Consider the following 17,513-nt stretch of genomic DNA (forward strand, 5'->3'; position numbering starts at 1 on the left):
TGATGCGTCTGCTGGGAGGCAAAAAAGGCGAAACAGGCGTCCGAAAGCCCCGCACGGATGGCGATCGCTCACCTCGAAATCAAAGCAGGAAGATCTATTCGAGAGCTATTGGGTGCCAATCAGGTCAGGACTGGCGCGCCTCAGAGGTACTGGGCCACCTTCTTGCCGACGGTGAGGAAGCGCAAGGGATCGATCGCTTCGCCATTGTGGCGCACTTCATAGTGCAGATGCGGACCCGTCGAGCGGCCGCTGCTGCCGGTCTTGCCGATGATGGCGCCGGCGTCCAGCTTCTCGCCCACGGTCACGTCGATTTCGCTGAGATGCCCGTAGCGAGTCGCAAAGCCATTGCCGTGGTCGACCTCCACCATGCGGCCATAGCCACCGTTCCAGCCGGCCTTGGTGACGATGCCGGGCGCCGTGACCTTGGCCGCCGTGCCGATGGGCGCCCTGAAATCCATGCCCGAATGCAATGCTGCGGTGCCGAGGATGGGATCGGTGCGCACGCCGAACGGGCTGGTGACGGAGTGGCCGGGGGCGGGGTTGGCAAGCGGCAGCTGGCGCGCTTCCTTCTTCAACTGGTCGAGCGTGTCCAAGGCTTCGTCCAGTTCCTTGACCTTGCTGTCGAAGATCATCGAACTGTCGAGTGGGATCAGCGGGCCGCCGACATCGCTTTCGTTCTTGCCGAAATCGCTGTCGACCGGCAGTCCGGCCGCCTGCAGCGCCTCCTGGATGGCATCGGCGCTCTTGTAGGCATTGTCGGCAAGCGTGCTGATGCGGGTGAGTTGTTCGTTTTCGATGGATTTCAGCGACTGGTTGATCGAGACGAACAGCTTGTCGGCACGATCGGCGGCTGTATCGCTGGGCAGCGGATCGGTGCGGGTCGACCACAAGGAGAACGGCCTGGCATCGGCAGCACCCAGGTCGGCGCCAAGGCTCGCGACCGCGTAATTCCGCGCGGGCTGGCTGATGCTGCCAGTCACCTCGGCGTGCTTGTCCGGTTTGGCGGCCGCGGGATCCTCGGCGGGCGCTGCTCCCACCTCGTTCTCGGCGCGCTCGAGCAATGGTCCGAGACGGCCATGGCGCTGGCTGAGCTGTGTCTGGCGTTCAATCAGTTCGCTGACCTTGTTTTCCATCAACTGCTGGTCGAGCAACTGGCGGCTGGTGATGCGGTCGACCTGGGCGCGGAGCGCCGAGATGCGGTCTTCGTAGGCCTGCTGCATGCGCGCCTGGCGCGCGGTGGTGGCGCCGATCAGGTCGTCGCGCAGCACGAGATAGGAGGTGGCCAGGAGGTAGCCGATGGCAATGGCGGCGAGTGCTGAGCCGATGAATGCCGCTAGCCAAGGCCGGATCGTGAAATGCCTGATCTCGTTGCCGCGGGCGATGATGACCGTGTGGGGTTCCTTGCGCCTGCCGAAGACTGCGGACTGACCGGTTGCGTTCACGGGACCAAGCTTTCGTTTACGACACCACGACAACTTGGATTACACATTATTAGGGTTAACAAAGGCTTGCCGGATCGATCGCCCTACGCCGGAAGCACGCGGCGCGCGCACAGGGTTGTATGAAGATGGCCAAGGAAGCGTGCGTAATGCCGTGAAATCATTGGCGATGAGCGCCAATTTGCTGCCAGCGAAGCGGCCTGTCGGTTGCGATCGAGGTCTAGGTTTCCTTAACTGTCTTCGATTGCTTTTAATTGACGGTTTTCGACTAGAAGCGGTACCGGGGTTTGGGACACACTATGGCGGCAGGAATGCTGGGCGATCTGGCTGGCAAGATCCTCGACAAGATCTCGGGCATCAGTTTGCTGGCGACCGGGCTTTTGCTGCTGACTGCTTTTGTCAGCGCGCTCGTCGCCTATTGGCGCACGGTCGAGGAGAAGAGCTGGAAGGAGTTCTTCGAGTTCGTCATCCCGCACGAGGTCATCACCCATCCCTCGGCGAGGGCCGACCTGCTGTTCTGGGTCACGAAGAAGGCCCTGATGCCCTTCCTGATGCTACCCGCTGGAATAGTCTTCGTCTCGGCGGTGGGCTACGCAACCAACTGGCTGTTTTCGACACTCTTCCAGTTCCAGCCGCCGCTGGTCGAGGGACCGGCAGGCCCGGTGACGGTGCTGATCTTCACCATCACCATGCTGCTCGCCTACGATATTTCCTATTATCTCTATCACGTCGCCCAGCACCGCTATCCGGTGCTCTGGGAATTGCACAAGGTGCATCACTCGGCCGAGGTGATGGTCGGGATCACCAAGGACCGGGTCCACCCGCTCGACGAGCTGATAAATCGCGCCTGGGATGGCCTCGTCGTCGGCATCTGCTTCGGCATCTGGTCGCTGATTTCACTGAACCTTGCCGAACTGACCGTCTTTGGCGTCAACGTCTATGTCATGCGCAACATCCTGATGATGGATTTCGTCAGGCACACGCATTTCAAGATTTCGTTCGGCCCGCTCAACAATGTGGTCCTGTGTCCGCATTGGCACCAGCTGCATCACAGCACCGATCCGCGCCACTACGACAAGAATTTCGGGCTGCTCTTCTCGTTCTGGGACCGACTCTTCGGAACATTGTGCGTGCCGAAACCCGATGAGGACTTCAAGTTCGGACTGGTTGACCGCAATGTGCGCGACTACCAGTCCCTCGCCGGCCTTTATGTGATGCCGTTGAAGCGGATGTGGGGGCATATTGCCAGGCGCATCCGGCCCGCAAAGCCAAGGACCTCGCGATCATCGGAAGGGACACGGCCATGAACGGTCCTTTCGTGCTGGCGATCCCGCGGACACGCACCTTCGAAGTCGTGACATCGGCGGCGCGGCTGGCCGAGATCGCACCGGCCTGGACCGCGCTCTGGCAGCGAGCCGGCGGGCTTGTCTTCCAGCACCCGGACTGGATCGCAGCCTGGTGGCGCACCACCCCGCATCAGGAGCGGCGCACGCTCAGGATCGGGCTTGCCTGGAATGGCGAGCGGCTCGACGGCGTGATCGCGCTCGCCACGTTCAAGCGCTCCGGCATCCGCTTGCTCGAATGGGCGGCGAAGGATCACAGCGACTATGGCGACGCGCTGGTTGCGCCCGAAAGCGATCCGCAGGTGATCTCCCGCCTCTGGCAGCATGTTTTTGACCAGGGCGGCTTCGACCTCGTCTATCTCAACCGCCTGCTGCCGAATGCCAGTGTCCGGGCGCTGCTGGATCCGGCCTCGCGCCATGGCAAGGCGCTTCGCCCCAACAACCGCAGTGAAATCAGCTACCGTGTCGTCGGCCCCTGGCAAAGTGGGGCGGAATGGTTCGAGGCGCTGTCCAAGAAAGCCCGACAGAACTACCGTCGTGGCCGCAAGTTCATGGAAGAAGCCGGTGCACTGCGTTTGCGCCTGCTCGATGCGGATGACCCACGCGAGCCGGTGCTCGCTCGCGTCGCGGTGCTGAAGCGCCTCTGGCTCGCCCGGCATGGCCGCGCCTCGGACCTGTTCGACGAGGGCTCGCCCGTTCTCGCCGCGCTGGTTTCGGTGCTGGCCGAACTCGGGCTGTTGCGCATCTTCGTGCTGGAACTCGACAACACGATCATCGCCGTCTCGATCAATTTCGAGCAGCACGGCACGATGATGGCTTTCGTCACCACCTATGATCCCGAATATGAGCGAGCCTCGCCGGGCATGGTGCTGATGATGGATTATATCCAGTGGTCGCTCGACCGTGGCCTTGCCAAAGTCGATTTTCTCTGCGGCGGCGAGGATTTCAAGCGGCGCTTCGCCACGCAATCAGTCAGGCTGTCGTCGATGATCGGCGCGCGCGGTCTGCGCGGCCATCTCGCCGCGCTGGCCGATCGTGCGGTCCATGTCACGAAATCCTGGCGGGCACAGCGGCAGCCGAAGGCACAAACGCCCGACCAGTAACGACGGCTCGTATGGGCCTTGGCCACGCTCAAAGCGCGCGAACGGCTTCCAGCACTTCCTCGGCATGGCCCTTGACCCGGACCTTGCGCCAAATCCTGGCGATCCGACCGTCACGGCCGATCAGGAACGTCGCTCGCTCGACGCCCATATATTTGCGGCCATACATCGATTTCTCGACCCACAGATGGTAGGCCTCGATCACCTTGCGCTCCTCGTCGGCGGCGAGGTCGACGGTGAGGTTGTATTTCGATTTGAACTTGTCGTGCTTCTTGACGTTGTCTGGTGACAGACCGATCACCACAGCGCCTGCCTTCTCGAATTGCGGTTTCAGCTGTGAAAAGCTGATCGCTTCCTGGGTGCAGCTTGTTGTGTCGTCCTGTGGATAGAAGTAGAGCACCACGGGTTTGCCGGCAGATGCGGCCAGGCTGAGCGAGCCGCCGCCATCCCGGGGCAAATCGAATTGCGGCGCAAGATCGCCCACGTCGAGGTCAGCCATATCGATGCCCTTGTTTGAGGTTACGCGCGACGCCACACCGATATAGTGTCGACCGGGGATTCGTCCACGAGCGAATTTGTACAACGGAAGATTGCGTGGATCAGGAGCAACCGCAGCACGAGAAGATCCGGTTCAGGCGTGACGAGATCACCGACCTGGGGGCTTTGCCATCCGCGTGCCGCGTTCCACCACTCGGCCAGGCGTCGATCGGCCGCGGCTTCCGCATCCTTTCGCGCGTGTTCGCCGGCATGGTCGCGTTCGTGTTGCTGGCCGCGGTCATTGTCTATCTGGTCGGAGCTTCCGGGATCGGCTCCGAGCGGCTTCGGGCGGAAGCGGAGACCGCCATCGAGAAACTCGCCGGTGTCGATGTTAATGTGGCGGTCGGGCCGGCGCGCATCACGCTCGACAGTTCGAGCTTCGTCGCGCTTCAGGTCAGCGACGTCAGCCTGAAGACATCGGACGACAAACCGATGGCGGATGCTGGCCGCGTCCGCTTCGGCATGCGCCTGATCCCGCTTCTTTGGGGAGAGGTGCGGCTGACCAGCGCCAGGATATCGGATGCTCACATCGTTGTGGCGGCGATGCCGTCCGGCGGCGACTGGACAGCGCAATTGCGCAATGAGGACGGCCTCGTCGATCCGGAGAGACTGTCCGACGCGCTGTTCGGCAACATACATCGCGCGCTCGACGCCGTGCGGGAAGATTCGATGCGCCGGATCGATCTCAGCAATGTCGAATTCGTGCTGCCCGACGCGGGGGCGATCAAGCTGGTCAAGATCGCCGACGCCACCGTCGTACAATCGGGGCCGGGCGCCGTGGAGTTTTCCTCAGAGGCGGATGTCGACGGCAGGAAGGTCACGGTTGCCGCCTCCGCCACCCGAGATGTCGCCGCCCATCGCGTCACGGCGCTGACTGCGAGCGTCGATCTGTCATCTGCCGACGCCACCGGCGCCGGGAAGCTGGGCGCGATCGCGTTGAAGCTGACGGGAGCGGAAGGATCCGGCACCAATGAATCACGGCTGACGGCCTCTCTGTCGTCCGCCGGGTCGGTGCTCGATCTTGGCACGCGCGGCTTGCTGCCTGCCGATGTCGATGTCGATGCGACGCTTGTCCATGGCAGCAACAAGATCCAAGTCGACAGGCTGTTGCTGAAATCCGGCCGGTCCTCTTTCAATTTCGGCGGCTCGATAGGGCCAAAGCCGGCGACAGGGGCGGCGGGCGAGGAACCGTCCTACCGCTATGACCTGACCAGCGACGGTTCGACCCTGGCGCCATCGGAATCGCCCGAGCCCGCGCTGACCTTCCTCGCCCGCATCGCCGGCGTCTATCAGACCGAGAGCCATAAATTGGTGGCCGAGCAGATCGCGGTTCGGTCCGCCGCTGCCGGCGAGGTACTCGGCACCGCGGCCGTGGCTTTCGTTGACGGCAAGGCCCCCGGGATCAATCTGGCGCTCAACGTGCACGACATGCCGGTCTCGCACGTCAAGCAGCTGTGGCCGTGGTTTTCGGCGCGCAATGCGCGGCTCTGGGTGCTGGACAATCTGTTCGGCGGCCGCGTCGTCGATGCCAACCTCCAGTTCCAGGTCGTGCCGGATCGCCTCGGCAACGGCGTGCCGCTTTCGGCCGACGAGGTGTTCGGCCGCTTCCAGATCGAAGGCTCGCGTTTTGACACGGCCGGCCGCATCCCGCCGATACGCGACGCGGTCGGCGTCGTCGCCTTCCACGGCAATGACGTCGACATTTCGCTCTCCTCGGGCACCGTCTTCATGCCCAGCGGCCGCACCGTGGCGGCCAGCAACGGTACGCTGGCGGTCAAGGCGGCGAACCGCCCGCCGGTCATCGGTGCACTCGACATCGATGTGGAGGGCGAGGCGCCGGCTGTCGCCGAACTCGCCTCCTACGAGCCGATCAACGCCATGCGCCATGTCGGCTTCCTGCCGGAGGATCTGTCCGGCAGCGTCACTGGCCATGTCCGGGCCGACATTCCGCTGCAGTCAGGCGTCGATACGTCGAAGCTCGACTGGCTGGTGTCGCTCGACTACACCGGCCTGTCGCTGGCCAAGCCGTTCGAGGGACAGACCGTGACGGATGCCGACGGCTCGATCACCGTCGACCCGGAAAAGGCGGTGATCTCCGCCAAGGCAGCGCTCAACGGCATTCCGGCCGAACTCGACCTTATCGAACCGTTGGCGGACAACGGGCCGGCGCGCAGCCGCAAGGTGGCCCTGGTGCTCGACGACAAGGTCCGTGCCGCGGCCATGCCCGGCCTGACGCCGCTGCTTGGCGGAACGGTGAAGGTCGCGATCGACAAGAGCGGCAGCGGCAACCAGAACGTCTCGGCCGACCTGACCAATGCCAGGCTGGACATTCCCTGGGCCGGCTGGAGCAAGGGGGCAGGGGTTCCCGCCAACGTCACCTTCGTCATGACCAAGGCCGGCGACACCACGACACTGTCCGATTTCAACCTCGACGGCAAAACATTCTCCATCGACGGCAGCATCGTGCTGGTCAACGGCGCCCTGTCGTCGGCCAGGTTCGGCAAGGTCACCTTGAACCGGGGTGACGACGTCGCGATTTCGGTGAAGCGCTCGGGCAAGGGCTACGCCGTCGACATAAACGGCAACGCGCTCGACGCCCGTTCGCTCATCAAGCAGTTCACCTCCGATGTGGACACCGCGACCAAGACGACCGGAACGGACAACATTTCCGTCAGCGCCGACGTTGAGCAACTCACCGGCTTCCATGACGAGCAACTGTCCAATTTGAAGCTCGACTACAGCGCGGCCGGCTCAAGGGTGAACGGGCTGAAGGTCAGCGCCACGGCAAGTTCGGGCGCGGCTATCACCATCAGCAACACTACCGGCGACGGCCGGCGCTCGCTCAACGTGAAGTCGGCGGACGCCGGCGCGATATTGAGGTTCCTGAACGTCTACGAGCACATGGAAGGCGGCTCGATCATGCTGGCGCTGACGGGGGCCGGCGACGGGCCGATGACGGGCAAGGTCGACACCAGCAACTTCTTCATCGTCAACGAACCGAAGCTCGCCTCCATTGTCTCGACCACGCCGGCCGGCGACAACCGCAGTCTCAACCAGGCGGTCAAGGGCAATCTCGACACATCGCGGGTCAAGTTCGAACGCGGCTATGCCGAGATCGAGAAAGGCAGCGGCTATCTGAAGCTGGCCAATGGCGTGCTGCGCGGTCCGCGCATCGGCACGACGTTCCAGGGCATCCTGTACGACCAGAACAACAATATGGACATGACCGGCACCTTCATGCCGGTCTACGGCCTCAACCGCATCTTCGGCGAATTGCCCATCGTCGGCGCGCTGCTGGGCAACGGCCGCGACCGCGGCCTGATAGGTGTCACTTATCGGCTCAGGGGCAATGCCAACAAGCCGGTGCTTGACGTCAACCCGCTCTCGGTGATCGCGCCGGGCATCTTCCGGTCGATTTTCGAGTACCGGTGAACGGCCTCACGCCGGCCGCACCAGAACATGTTTTTTCTTGCCCAATGAAAGCTTTACGACGTTTTCCGGACTCAGATCCTGAAGCGTGACCATGCGGCGGTCGTCATTGATCGACTGGTCGTTGATGCGAACCGCGCCTCCCTGTATGTGGCGCCGCGCCTCGCCATTGGACGATGCCAGCCCGGCCGTGACCAGCAGCGACAGGATGCCGACGCCGGCTTCGAGTGCCGCCTTGTCGGCCCCGACGGTCGGCAATGTCTCGGCGAGCGCCCCCTCCTCGAAGGTCTTGCGCGCGGTTTCCTCGGCCTGGTTCGCCGCTTCGCGGCCGTGGACGATTGCCGTCGTCTCGGTGGCCAGGATCTTCTTGGCCTCGTTGATCTCGGAGCCGCCGAGGGCGGCCAGGCGCGCGATTTCGTCGAGCGGCAGGCGGGTGAATATCTTCAGGAAGCGCTCGACATCGGCGTCCTCGGTGTTGCGCCAGTACTGCCAGAAATCATAGGGCGAGAAGAGGTCGCCGTTGAGCCATACCGCACCCTTCGCCGACTTGCCCATCTTGGCGCCCGACGATGTCGTCAGCAGCGGCGTGGTCAGCGCGTAAAGCTGCGGCGTGCCCATGCGATGGCCGAGATCGACACCGTTGATGATGTTGCCCCACTGGTCCGATCCGCCCATCTGCAGGCGGCAGTTCTGGCGCCGGGCGAGCTCGACGAAATCATAGCCCTGCAGGATCATGTAGTTGAATTCGAGGAACGACAGCGATTGCTCGCGGTCGAGCCTGAGCTTGACGCTGTCGAAGGTCAGCATGCGGTTGACGGAGAAATGCCGGCCGACATCGCGCAGGAACTCGACATAATTGAGCTTCATCAGCCAGTCGGCATTGTTGACCATGATGGCGTCGTTCGGGCCGTCGCCGAAGCGCAGGATGCGGCCGAAGATGCGCTTGATGCCCTCGATGTTGGTGGCGATCGCTTCCGGCGTCAGAAGGCTGCGCTGGTCGTCGCGGAAGGACGGGTCGCCGATCATCGACGTGCCGCCGCCCATCAGGGCGATCGGCCGGTGTCCGGTTTCCTGCAGCCAGTAAAGCATGGTCGCCGAGATCAGATTGCCGATATGCAGGCTGGTGGCTGTGGCGTCATAGCCGACATAGGCGGTGACCGTTTCCTTGGCGAAAAGCTCGTCGAGGCCGGTCTCATCCGAAATCTGGTGGATGAAGCCGCGCTCGCTCATCGTGCGCAGGAAATCGGATTTGAAGGCAGGCATGTTTTCTTTCCCGAAAGCGTCCGCCCGGTCCGGCGCGGGCATATGTGAACGGGCGCGTTTAGCATCCAAGCGCGATCAGCAAAAGTGGAATCCGGTTTTGCGTCAGATCGCGCGCCAACCATGAGGTCGCGATTAGCAGAAGTGGAAATCCGGTTTTGCGGCCCGCACGGATAATGCCGTCATGCTTGCTTCATCGTTTCGGCTGGCGTAATGAGGCGCCGCGCCAAAGGTTCTTGCAGCCCACGACCTCGAGCGGCACCGCACGGCATCCATCAATGCCACATTCCACGACAGAGCCCCGACGCGACATGCCGGACGCATTGATATCCATCGTCATTCCTTGCAGGAACGAGGCGGCAAACCTGCCGCTCTTGATCGACGAGATCGAGGCGGCGATGGCCGGGCGCGACTTCGAACTGATCATCGTCAATGACGGCTCGACCGACGAGACGGATGCCGTGCTTGCCGAACAGACGGCACTTCGCTCTTTTCCAGTGCGGGAATTGCGGCACCAGAAATCCGCCGGCCAGAGCCTTTCCGTGCGCTCGGGCGCCTGGGCGGCGCGCGGCGGCATCGTCGCCACCATAGACGGCGACGGCCAGAATGATCCGCAATACATTCCGGTGCTGGTCGACGCCCTGCGGCAGGCCGGGCCGGATTTCGGCGCCGCCCAGGGCCAGCGCCTCAAGCGCCGCGACAGCAAGGTCAAGCAGCTGGCGTCTCGCTTCGCCAACTGGCTGAGAAACGCCATCTTGCATGACGAGACGCGTGATACGGGCTGCGGCCTGAAGGCTGTCCACACCGATATCCTGCGCAAACTGCCCTTCTTCGACGGCACGCACCGCTTCGTCCCAGCCCTGGTCATCCAGGAAGGCTATCGCGTCGTGCATTGCGATGTCGTCGACCGCTCGCGCCGTCACGGCAAGTCGAACTACGGCATTTTCGACCGTGGCCTGCAGGGCGCGCTCGATCTCGGCGGTGTCTGGTGGCTGCGCCGCCGACGCCGCAGGATGCCAAAAGTAGAGGAAATCAAGCGTGTTTAACGTGCTTCAGGAACTGGGGACCTGGCTTCACCAGGTTTTCATCAAGCAATTCGATGCGTGGATCCTGCTCGGCTTCGTTGCGCAGTTCTTCTTCACCATGCGCTTCGTCGTGCAATGGCTCGCCTCGGAAAAGGCCAAGCGCAGCGTCGTGCCGGTGGCCTTCTGGTTCTTCTCCTTGTTCGGCGGCGGTCTGCTTCTGATCTATGCCATCCAGCGCCAGGATCCGGTGTTCATCGCTGGCCAGGCCATGGGCATGTTTATCTACATCAGAAATCTCTGGCTGATCGCCAATGAGCGCAAGGCGGCGATGACCAAGGTCGATTGAGCGGCCCGTCACGTCGAAAAATGGTTAGAGAGGCTGATGCATGGCGTTGAACAGGAACTACATTCTTCTTTTCCTGTTCAGCCTGGTGATGACGCTCTCGGGGCTGGCATCGCTGCCGCCGATCGACCGGGACGAGTCGCGCTTCGTCCAGGCGACCAAGCAGATGGCCGAGAGCGGCGACTATGTCGACATCCGCTTCCAGGAGGCCTCGCGCTACCAGAAGCCGATCGGTATCTACTGGCTGCAGTCGGCGGCGGTGACGCTGAGCGGCACAGGCGCCGAGGCGCCGATCTGGGTCTATCGCACGATCTCGGCACTGGGCATTGCCATTGCGGTGCTGGCGATCGCCTGGACGGGGACCAATCTTTTCGGCGCCAGTGCCGGTATCGCCGCCGGCCTGGTGATGGCTGCGATCTTCGCCACGGCCTTCGAAGGGCGCGACGCCAAGACCGATGCGATGCTGCTTGCCTGCTGCGTGGCGGCGCAAGGTGCGCTGGCGCAGATCTATCTCGCATCGCGCCGCAACGAACCGGTCGCCGGCCATCTCTGGTGGATTTTCTGGATCGCGCAAGGCGCGGCGATCCTCATCAAGGGGCCGATCGCGCCGCTGTTGTCGGCGCTGACCATCGCGGTGCTGTTCGCCTTCGAGCGTGACGGGCGCTGGCTGTCGAAGCTCAGGGTCGGACGCGGCCTGTTGCTCGTCGTGGTGGTCGCGCTGCCCTGGCTTGCCGCGATCACCTGGAAAAGCCATGGCGCTTTCCTGCAGCAAGCCGTCGGCAAGGACATGCTCGGCAAGGTCGCGTCGGGCGAGGAATCACACGGCCTGCCGCCGGGCTTCTACATGCTGACCTATTCGCTGTTCATGTGGCCGTTCGGGCTGATCGCGGTCGGCGCCGGCCTCCAGGCCCTCAACCGCCTGCGCGACGATGTCAGGCTGCGCTTCTGCCTCGCCTGGTACATCCCGTTCTGGCTGGTGTTCGAGCTGATCCCGACCAAGCTGCCGCATTATGTGCTCCCGGCCTATCCCGGCATGGCGCTGCTGATCGGCTGGCTGCTGACATTGCAGCCCGAGGACGCCAATGCGCCGCTGAAGCGCTGGCAGCAGTGGCTGTGGTGGTCGACCGCCTTCGGCTTGGTCGTGGTCAGCCTTGGACTGGCGGCGGTTTGCATCGGGGCGCCGATCTATCTCACCCACAGCTTCTCCTGGTGGAGCATACCGGCGGCGGCCGCCGCATTGGGTACGGGCTATTTCGCGTTTTCGCGGCAGCTGCAGGTGCCGTTGCCCCGCATCGGAGCCACCGCGGCCTGTGCCGGCATCACCTATGCCTTGCTGTTCGGCGTCATCGCCCCATCGCTGAAACCGATCTGGCTGAGCCCGGCGATCAAGCAGGCGGTGCTTGCCAACAAGCCTTGCGACACGACGGTGCTGGCCTCGGCGCGGTATCAGGAGCCGAGCCTGGTGTTCCTGGTCGGCACGAAAACGGTGCTGACCGATGTCGGCGGCGTGGCGCAGCATCTGCTTGCCGATCCTGCCTGCGCGCTAGGGCTGGCGCCGATCGAGGACGAGCAGAAACTGAATGGCATGCTGTCGGTGCCAGGCAAATCGGTGAAACGGGTCGCGGAGATCGACGGCCTCAACTATTCGTCGGGAGACAAATTGTCGCTCGGCCTCTACCGTGTGGTCCCATGACGGCTCGTCGATGCCCATGACGGCAACAATGGGGTCGAATTCCCAATGCTCGTAGAATCGCGCCCTTCAGTTTCCGGTCGGCTCCTTGGGGTAGGGCGACGGTCCCTGAGCAATTTTCGCGACACCATGCGGATCGTGAGAGGGCGCTTTGCCACTCGTCCCGCGCGTTACCCCAACATCGCATGGCCGGTCTGGGTCGTCGTTTGGGTGTTGCTGACGGCGGCGGCCTTTGTTCGCCTCGATACACCGGCAGGGTTGGTCCATGGCCAATGGCCGGGAGCCGGGGTGGCTGAATTCCTCACCCAGTTCGCTCTCGGTGGCTGGTACCTGATCCCGTCGGCGCTTCTGCTCGTTGGGGCCAATCTGACCGATTGGCGCAGCCTTTCACGGCGATCGCTGATGCTCGTCTACAACTGGACTTGCCTAGCTTTTCTGGTGCTGAGCGCTGTCGGCCTGTCGGGCCTGCTGGTCAATGTCCTGAAATATGCGATCGGCCGGGCCCGCCCGCTCTACTTCCAGGATTTTGGCGTGCTCGCCCTGCACCCCTTCGCCTTTGACGCGCGCTTCGCCGGTTTTCCATCCGGCCATGCCACGACAATGGGGGCGGTGTTCGGCGTTCTCCTGCTTTTGTTTCCGCGGCGTTGGTACATCGCGCTGGTGATCACCGCCTGTCTCGCCTCGACCAGGGTTTTCGTCGGCGCGCACTATCCGAGCGACACGGTGGCCGGCTTCGGCCTTGGCTGCGCCTTCGCGTTGGCTTGCGGGCTGGTCTTTGCCCGGCTCGGCTTCATCTTCCGTCCGACGCCGTCAGGGTTGCCGGTCCGCAAGGCATCCTTCCGGCTGATTGCACCGGACAGATAAGTCTTTGCCGGATTAAATGTTGTCCAGGCCGCCGTAGGATCTTACCAGGCGAACCATGTCGGATGCGTCGGCGACTTCGCTTTCCAGTCCCTGCGCCACGCCGGTGCGATCGGCGACGGGGCGGTTCTGGCTGACCTTCCACTTGCCGTGGATCTCGCTGATCTCGATCTCCAGCCCGATAATGCCCTTGATCTGCGACTGGATGAAGGGCGGCGGCGCATCGGTCACTGCCCAGGGTGCCTCGCGGGCACCTTCCTGGGAATTGGTCAGATCGCCAATCTGCTGCGCCAGCCACGCCTGGTCGTCGATCACCTTTGCGGTGCCGCGCACCTGCACGATGGCATAATTCCAGGTCGGCACCACCTTGCCGGTCTCGCGCTTGGTCTCGTACCAGGAGGGCGTCACATAGGCGTCGGCGCCCTGGAAGACGATCAGCACGGGCGATGCCGGATTGTCGGCAATGAGGCGCCAGTGTGGGTTTGCCTTGGCTAGGTGAGCCCGCATTCTGCCGTTCGGCGCCGCTGCGGCGTCGAGCAGGAAGGGAATGGCGTTGGCGACCGGGCCGTCAGGCCCGTTCGAGATCAGCATGCCGAGCGGATGCGCCCTGATCAGTCCATGCAGCACGTCGGGCCGCGTTTCCTGGAAATGGGGAGGCTCGTACATCGGCGCTGGCGCCTTTCCTGCTTATCTCAGCCGCTTGGGCCGTGGATCGGACAATTCGCCCGCCAGCCGGCGATCGAGATAGTCGGCGCATTCCTCGATCAAAAGATCGGCGTGGTTGGCGAAGAAGTGGTTGGCGCCGGGCAGGGTCTTCTGCGTGATGGTGATGCCCTTCTGCGTGTGCAGCTTGTCGACCAGGCCTTGCACGTCCTTCGGCGGCGCCACCTTGTCGGCATCGCCATGGATGATCAGGCCCGACGACGGGCAGGGCGCCAGGAACGAGAAGTCATAGGTGTTGGGTTGCGGCGCGATCGAGATGAAGCCCTCGATCTCGGGCCGGCGCATCAAGAGCTGCATGCCGATCCACGAGCCGAACGAATAGCCGGCGACCCAGCAGCTCTTGGAATCCGGGTGCAGCGACTGGACCCAGTCGAGTGCGGCGGCGGCATCCGACAACTCGCCGGTGCCGTGGTCGAATTCGCCCTGGCTGCGGCCGATGCCGCGGAAATTGAAGCGCAGCGTGGTGAAATCGCGCTTCTGGAACATATAGAAGAGGTCGTAGACGATCTTGTTGTTCATCGTGCCGCCGAATTGCGGATGCGGATGCAAGACGATGGCGATCGGCGCGCTCTTTTCCTTGGAGGGCTGGTAGCGTCCCTCCAGGCGGCCGGCCGGACCGGTGAAAATGACCTCAGGCATAAAATACTCCACTTGGGTAATACGAATGCGCGGCGCCCGGAACGGACCTTCCTCTGGCCTTGACGCAGGGCGAGCGTCTTCTTAGAAGCTAGTTTAGAACTATTCAAAACTGAGTGGCCAGACGTCGAGCCCGGCCACCCGCGCCGCAAGCCGCGTAAATAGGACGGCTCGCCTTGGAATTTCAAGGAAATAACGCCATACGACGACCGAATGGCTTCTGACGGGATCAACTGGACGAAAATGGCCGCAAAACGCGCCTATCTCGACTACAATGCCAGTGCACCGCTGCTCCCAGCGGCGCGCGAGGCTATGGTCGCGGCGCTTGACGTGGCGGCCAACCCATCATCGGTCCATGCCGAAGGCCGCGCCGCGCGGCGCCTGATCGAGACGGCAAGGCGCGAGGTCGCGGCTCTGGTGAATGCCAGGCCCGAACATGTCGTGTTCACCTCCGGTGCGACCGAAGCTGCCTCGACGCTGCTGACCCCCGATTGGCAGATGGGGCGCGGCAGCGTGCGCATGAGCCGGCTCTACGTCTGCGAGGCCGATCATCCTTGCCTGCTGAATGGCGGACGCTTCCCGGCGGGGCAAGTGACGCGCATCGGCGTCGATGCCAACGGCATTGCCGACCTTGCCGCCTTGGCCGCGGCACTTGCAGGTCATGACAAGGCCGATGGTCTGCCGCTGGTCGCGATCCACGCCGCCAACAACGAGACCGGCGTGATCCAGCCGATCGCTCGCATCGCCGAAATCGTCAAGGCCGCGGGCGGCATTCTTGTCGTCGACGCGGTTCAGGCCGCCGGCCGCGTTTCCATCGACATATCAGCGGGTTACGCCGATTATTTGATTCTGTCTTCGCACAAGATCGGCGGTCCCAAGGGTGTTGGTGCCATCGCCGCCGCCGCCGATCTGATGATGCCGAAGCCCCTGATCAATGGCGGCGGCCAGGAAAAGGGCCATCGCGGCGGAACCGAAAATCTCGCCGCCATATCAGGCTTTGGTGCCGCCGCGCGCGAAGCGCTGGCCGGACTGCCGGCGATCGATGCGGTGCGCCAGCGACGCGACGAGATCGAAGCGATCGTGAAAATGCTGGTGCCGGAGGCGGAAATCTTTGGAACCGACGCGCCAAGGCTTGCCAACACGACATTCTTCGCTATTGCGGGCATCAAGGCCGAAACCGCGCAGATCGCCTTTGATCTCGCCGGTGTGGCGCTGTCGGCCGGCTCCGCCTGTTCGTCGGGCAAGGTCGGGCCGAGCCACGTGCTGAAAGCCATGGGCTATGGCGACAGTCTTGGCGCCTTGCGCGTGTCGATCGGTGCTGCGACGGGCGCCGAGGACATTGAATTGTTCCGCACCGCGCTGGCGGGAATTGCCCAGCGCCGGGCGGGCAGGGAACAGGCCGCCTGAACGCGGTGAAAAAGGAATTCAGGCTTCGCAGCCTGGTAGAGCCGTGCGTTTGCAAGTGGCCGGGTGAATTTCCGGTCGAAACGCACTATATGGAACTTACGCCACTTCCGGCGCCTCCAGGGGCTGCCGTTGGCGGTGCCATAGTTTGAAAACTGCCGGGCCTTGACCCCGGCGTGGATGGAGAACGCATATGCCTGCTGTGCAGGACACGATCGATCGGGTCCGAAAGATCGACGTCGACCAATACAAATATGGATTCCAGACTGAAATCGCTGTCGACAAGGCTCCCAAGGGCCTGAGCGAAGACATCATCCGTTTCATTTCGGCCAAGAAAGACGAGCCATCCTGGATGCTGGAATGGCGTCTGGAAGCCTATCGGCGCTGGCTGACGCTGGACGAGCCGACCTGGGCGCGCGTCCACTATCCGAAGATCGATTTCCAGGACATCTACTATTATGCGGCGCCCAAGAGCACGCCCGGCCCGTCCTCGCTCAGCGATGTCGATCCCGAACTCTTGAAGGTCTACGAAAAGCTCGGCATTCCGCTGCGCGAGCAGGAAATCCTTGCCGGCGTGCAGAAGACCGATGCTTCCGATCTCGAGGAGCCCAGCGACAACGTCTACAAATCCGGCCGCGTCGCCGTCGACGCGGTGTTCGATTCCGTATCCGTCGTCACCACCTTCAAGAAGGAGCTGGCGCAGGCCGGCGTCATCTTCTGCTCGATCTCGGAAGCCATCCGCGAGCATCCGGAACTGGTGCGGAAATATCTCGGCTCGGTCGTGCCGACATCGGATAATTTCTACGCCACGCTGAATTCGGCCGTGTTCACCGACGGCTCCTTCGTCTTCGTGCCCAAAGGCGTGCGCTGCCCGATGGAGCTGTCGACCTATTTCCGCATGAACGAGAAGAACACCGGCCAGTTCGAGCGCACGCTGATCATCGCCGAGGAGGGGGCTTACGTCTCCTATCTCGAGGGCTGCACCGCGCCGCAGCGCGACGAGAACCAACTGCATGCGGCGGTCGTCGAACTGGTGGCGCTCGACGATGCCGAGATCAAATATTCGACGGTGCAGAACTGGTACCCCGGCGACGCCGAGGGCAAGGGCGGCATCTACAATTTCGTCACCAAGCGCGGCGATTGCCGTGGCGACCGTTCGAAGATCTCGTGGACGCAGGTCGAGACCGGCTCGGCGATTACCTGGAAATATCCGAGCTGCATCCTGCGCGGCGACGATTCCTCAGGCGAATTCTATTCGATCGCCGTGTCCAACGGCTATCAGCAGGTCGATAGCGGCACCAAGATGATCCATCTCGGCAAGAACACGTCGAGCCGCATCATCTCCAAGGGCATCGCCGCCGGCTTCTCGCAGAACACTTATCGCGGCCAGGTCTCAGCGCACCGCAAGGCGACCAATGCCCGCAACTTCACCAATTGCGACAGTCTGCTGATCGGCGACCAGTGCGGCGCGCATACCGTGCCTTACATGGAAGCCAAGAACTCGACGGCGCAGTTCGAGCACGAGGCGACGACGTCCAAGATTTCCGAGGACCAGAAGTTCTACGTCATGCAGCGCGGCATTCCCGAGGAGGAAGCCATCGCGCTGATCGTCAACGGCTTCGTCAAGGACGTCATCCAGCAGCTGCCGATGGAGTTTGCCGTCGAGGCGCAGAAGCTGATCGGTATCTCGCTTGAGGGCTCGGTCGGCTGACCGGACAGATAT

Annotated in this window: 14 protein-coding genes; 9 read left to right on the top strand and 5 right to left on the bottom strand. The window is 63.0% G+C overall.

Going from position 1 to position 17,513, the window contains the following annotated elements; genetic code table 11:
• Window positions 1–140 precede the first annotated feature (140 nt).
• On the bottom strand, window positions 141–1,442 hold the full coding sequence (locus CK227_RS11230) for a M23 family metallopeptidase (RefSeq protein ID WP_095770381.1): 1,302 nt from the start codon (window positions 1,440–1,442) through the stop codon (window positions 141–143).
• Between the two features lie 308 nt (window positions 1,443–1,750).
• Here CK227_RS11230 and CK227_RS11235 point away from each other — a divergent pair, with 308 nt between their 5' ends.
• Both CK227_RS11235 and CK227_RS11240 read left to right on the top strand, forming a co-directional pair.
• Complete coding sequence (locus CK227_RS11235; protein WP_095770380.1) at window positions 1,751–2,746, top strand: sterol desaturase family protein; 996 nt, start codon at window positions 1,751–1,753, stop codon at window positions 2,744–2,746.
• On the top strand, window positions 2,743–3,885 hold the full coding sequence (locus tag CK227_RS11240) for a GNAT family N-acetyltransferase (RefSeq protein ID WP_245317951.1): 1,143 nt from the start codon (window positions 2,743–2,745) through the stop codon (window positions 3,883–3,885). The genes CK227_RS11235 and CK227_RS11240 overlap by 4 nt, the downstream gene beginning before the upstream one ends.
• A gap of 28 nt (window positions 3,886–3,913) precedes the next feature.
• Here CK227_RS11240 and CK227_RS11245 read toward each other — a convergent pair whose 3' ends face one another.
• Entirely contained in the window at window positions 3,914–4,381 is a 468-nt protein-coding gene (locus CK227_RS11245; RefSeq protein ID WP_095770889.1) for a peroxiredoxin, read from the bottom strand.
• Window positions 4,382–4,476: 95 nt separating this feature from the next.
• Here CK227_RS11245 and CK227_RS11250 point away from each other — a divergent pair, with 95 nt between their 5' ends.
• Window positions 4,477–7,851 carry a DUF3971 domain-containing protein gene (locus CK227_RS11250; protein WP_095770378.1) on the top strand — a complete coding sequence of 1,125 codons (3,375 nt, stop codon included), beginning with the start codon at window positions 4,477–4,479 and terminating at the stop codon, window positions 7,849–7,851.
• 6 nt (window positions 7,852–7,857) lie between these two features.
• Here CK227_RS11250 and tyrS read toward each other — a convergent pair whose 3' ends face one another.
• The gene (gene tyrS, locus CK227_RS11255) at window positions 7,858–9,111 is read right to left on the bottom strand and encodes a tyrosine--tRNA ligase (protein WP_095770888.1); all 1,254 of its coding nucleotides are present in this window, start codon (window positions 9,109–9,111) and stop codon (window positions 7,858–7,860) included.
• A gap of 308 nt (window positions 9,112–9,419) precedes the next feature.
• On the opposite strand from tyrS, the gene CK227_RS11260 reads away from it, so the two are divergent.
• The 4 genes from CK227_RS11260 (at window position 9,420) to CK227_RS11275 (ending at window position 13,030) form a co-directional block, all read left to right on the top strand.
• Window positions 9,420–10,154, top strand: a complete 735-nt coding sequence (locus CK227_RS11260; protein WP_095770377.1) for a glycosyltransferase family 2 protein — start codon at window positions 9,420–9,422, stop codon at window positions 10,152–10,154.
• On the top strand, window positions 10,147–10,479 hold the full coding sequence (locus CK227_RS11265; RefSeq protein WP_010909058.1) for a lipid-A-disaccharide synthase N-terminal domain-containing protein: 333 nt from the start codon (window positions 10,147–10,149) through the stop codon (window positions 10,477–10,479). Before CK227_RS11260 ends, CK227_RS11265 begins: the two co-directional genes overlap by 8 nt.
• 40 nt (window positions 10,480–10,519) lie before the next feature.
• Entirely contained in the window at window positions 10,520–12,169 is a 1,650-nt protein-coding gene (locus tag CK227_RS11270) for a glycosyltransferase family 39 protein (RefSeq protein ID WP_179296310.1), read from the top strand.
• A 126-nt stretch (window positions 12,170–12,295) separates the two neighbouring features.
• Entirely contained in the window at window positions 12,296–13,030 is a 735-nt protein-coding gene (locus tag CK227_RS11275) for a phosphatase PAP2 family protein (protein ID WP_245317949.1), read from the top strand.
• Between the two features lie 12 nt (window positions 13,031–13,042).
• Here CK227_RS11275 and CK227_RS11280 read toward each other — a convergent pair whose 3' ends face one another.
• Both CK227_RS11280 and CK227_RS11285 read right to left on the bottom strand, forming a co-directional pair.
• Window positions 13,043–13,693, bottom strand: a complete 651-nt coding sequence (locus CK227_RS11280; RefSeq protein ID WP_095770375.1) for an FMN-binding negative transcriptional regulator — start codon at window positions 13,691–13,693, stop codon at window positions 13,043–13,045.
• Between the two features lie 21 nt (window positions 13,694–13,714).
• On the bottom strand, window positions 13,715–14,389 hold the full coding sequence (locus CK227_RS11285) for an alpha/beta hydrolase (protein ID WP_027046762.1): 675 nt from the start codon (window positions 14,387–14,389) through the stop codon (window positions 13,715–13,717).
• Between the two features lie 240 nt (window positions 14,390–14,629).
• Here CK227_RS11285 and CK227_RS11290 point away from each other — a divergent pair, with 240 nt between their 5' ends.
• A complete protein-coding gene (locus CK227_RS11290; protein WP_095770886.1) occupies window positions 14,630–15,793 on the top strand; it encodes a cysteine desulfurase family protein in 1,164 nt (387 codons plus the stop codon).
• Window positions 15,794–15,983: 190 nt separating this feature from the next.
• A complete protein-coding gene (gene sufB / locus CK227_RS11295) occupies window positions 15,984–17,501 on the top strand; it encodes a Fe-S cluster assembly protein SufB (protein ID WP_095770374.1) in 1,518 nt (505 codons plus the stop codon).
• Window positions 17,502–17,513: the final 12 nt, after the last annotated feature.

This window comes from Mesorhizobium sp. WSM4308 (assembly GCF_002294905.1).
GTDB lineage: Bacteria > Pseudomonadota > Alphaproteobacteria > Rhizobiales > Rhizobiaceae > Mesorhizobium.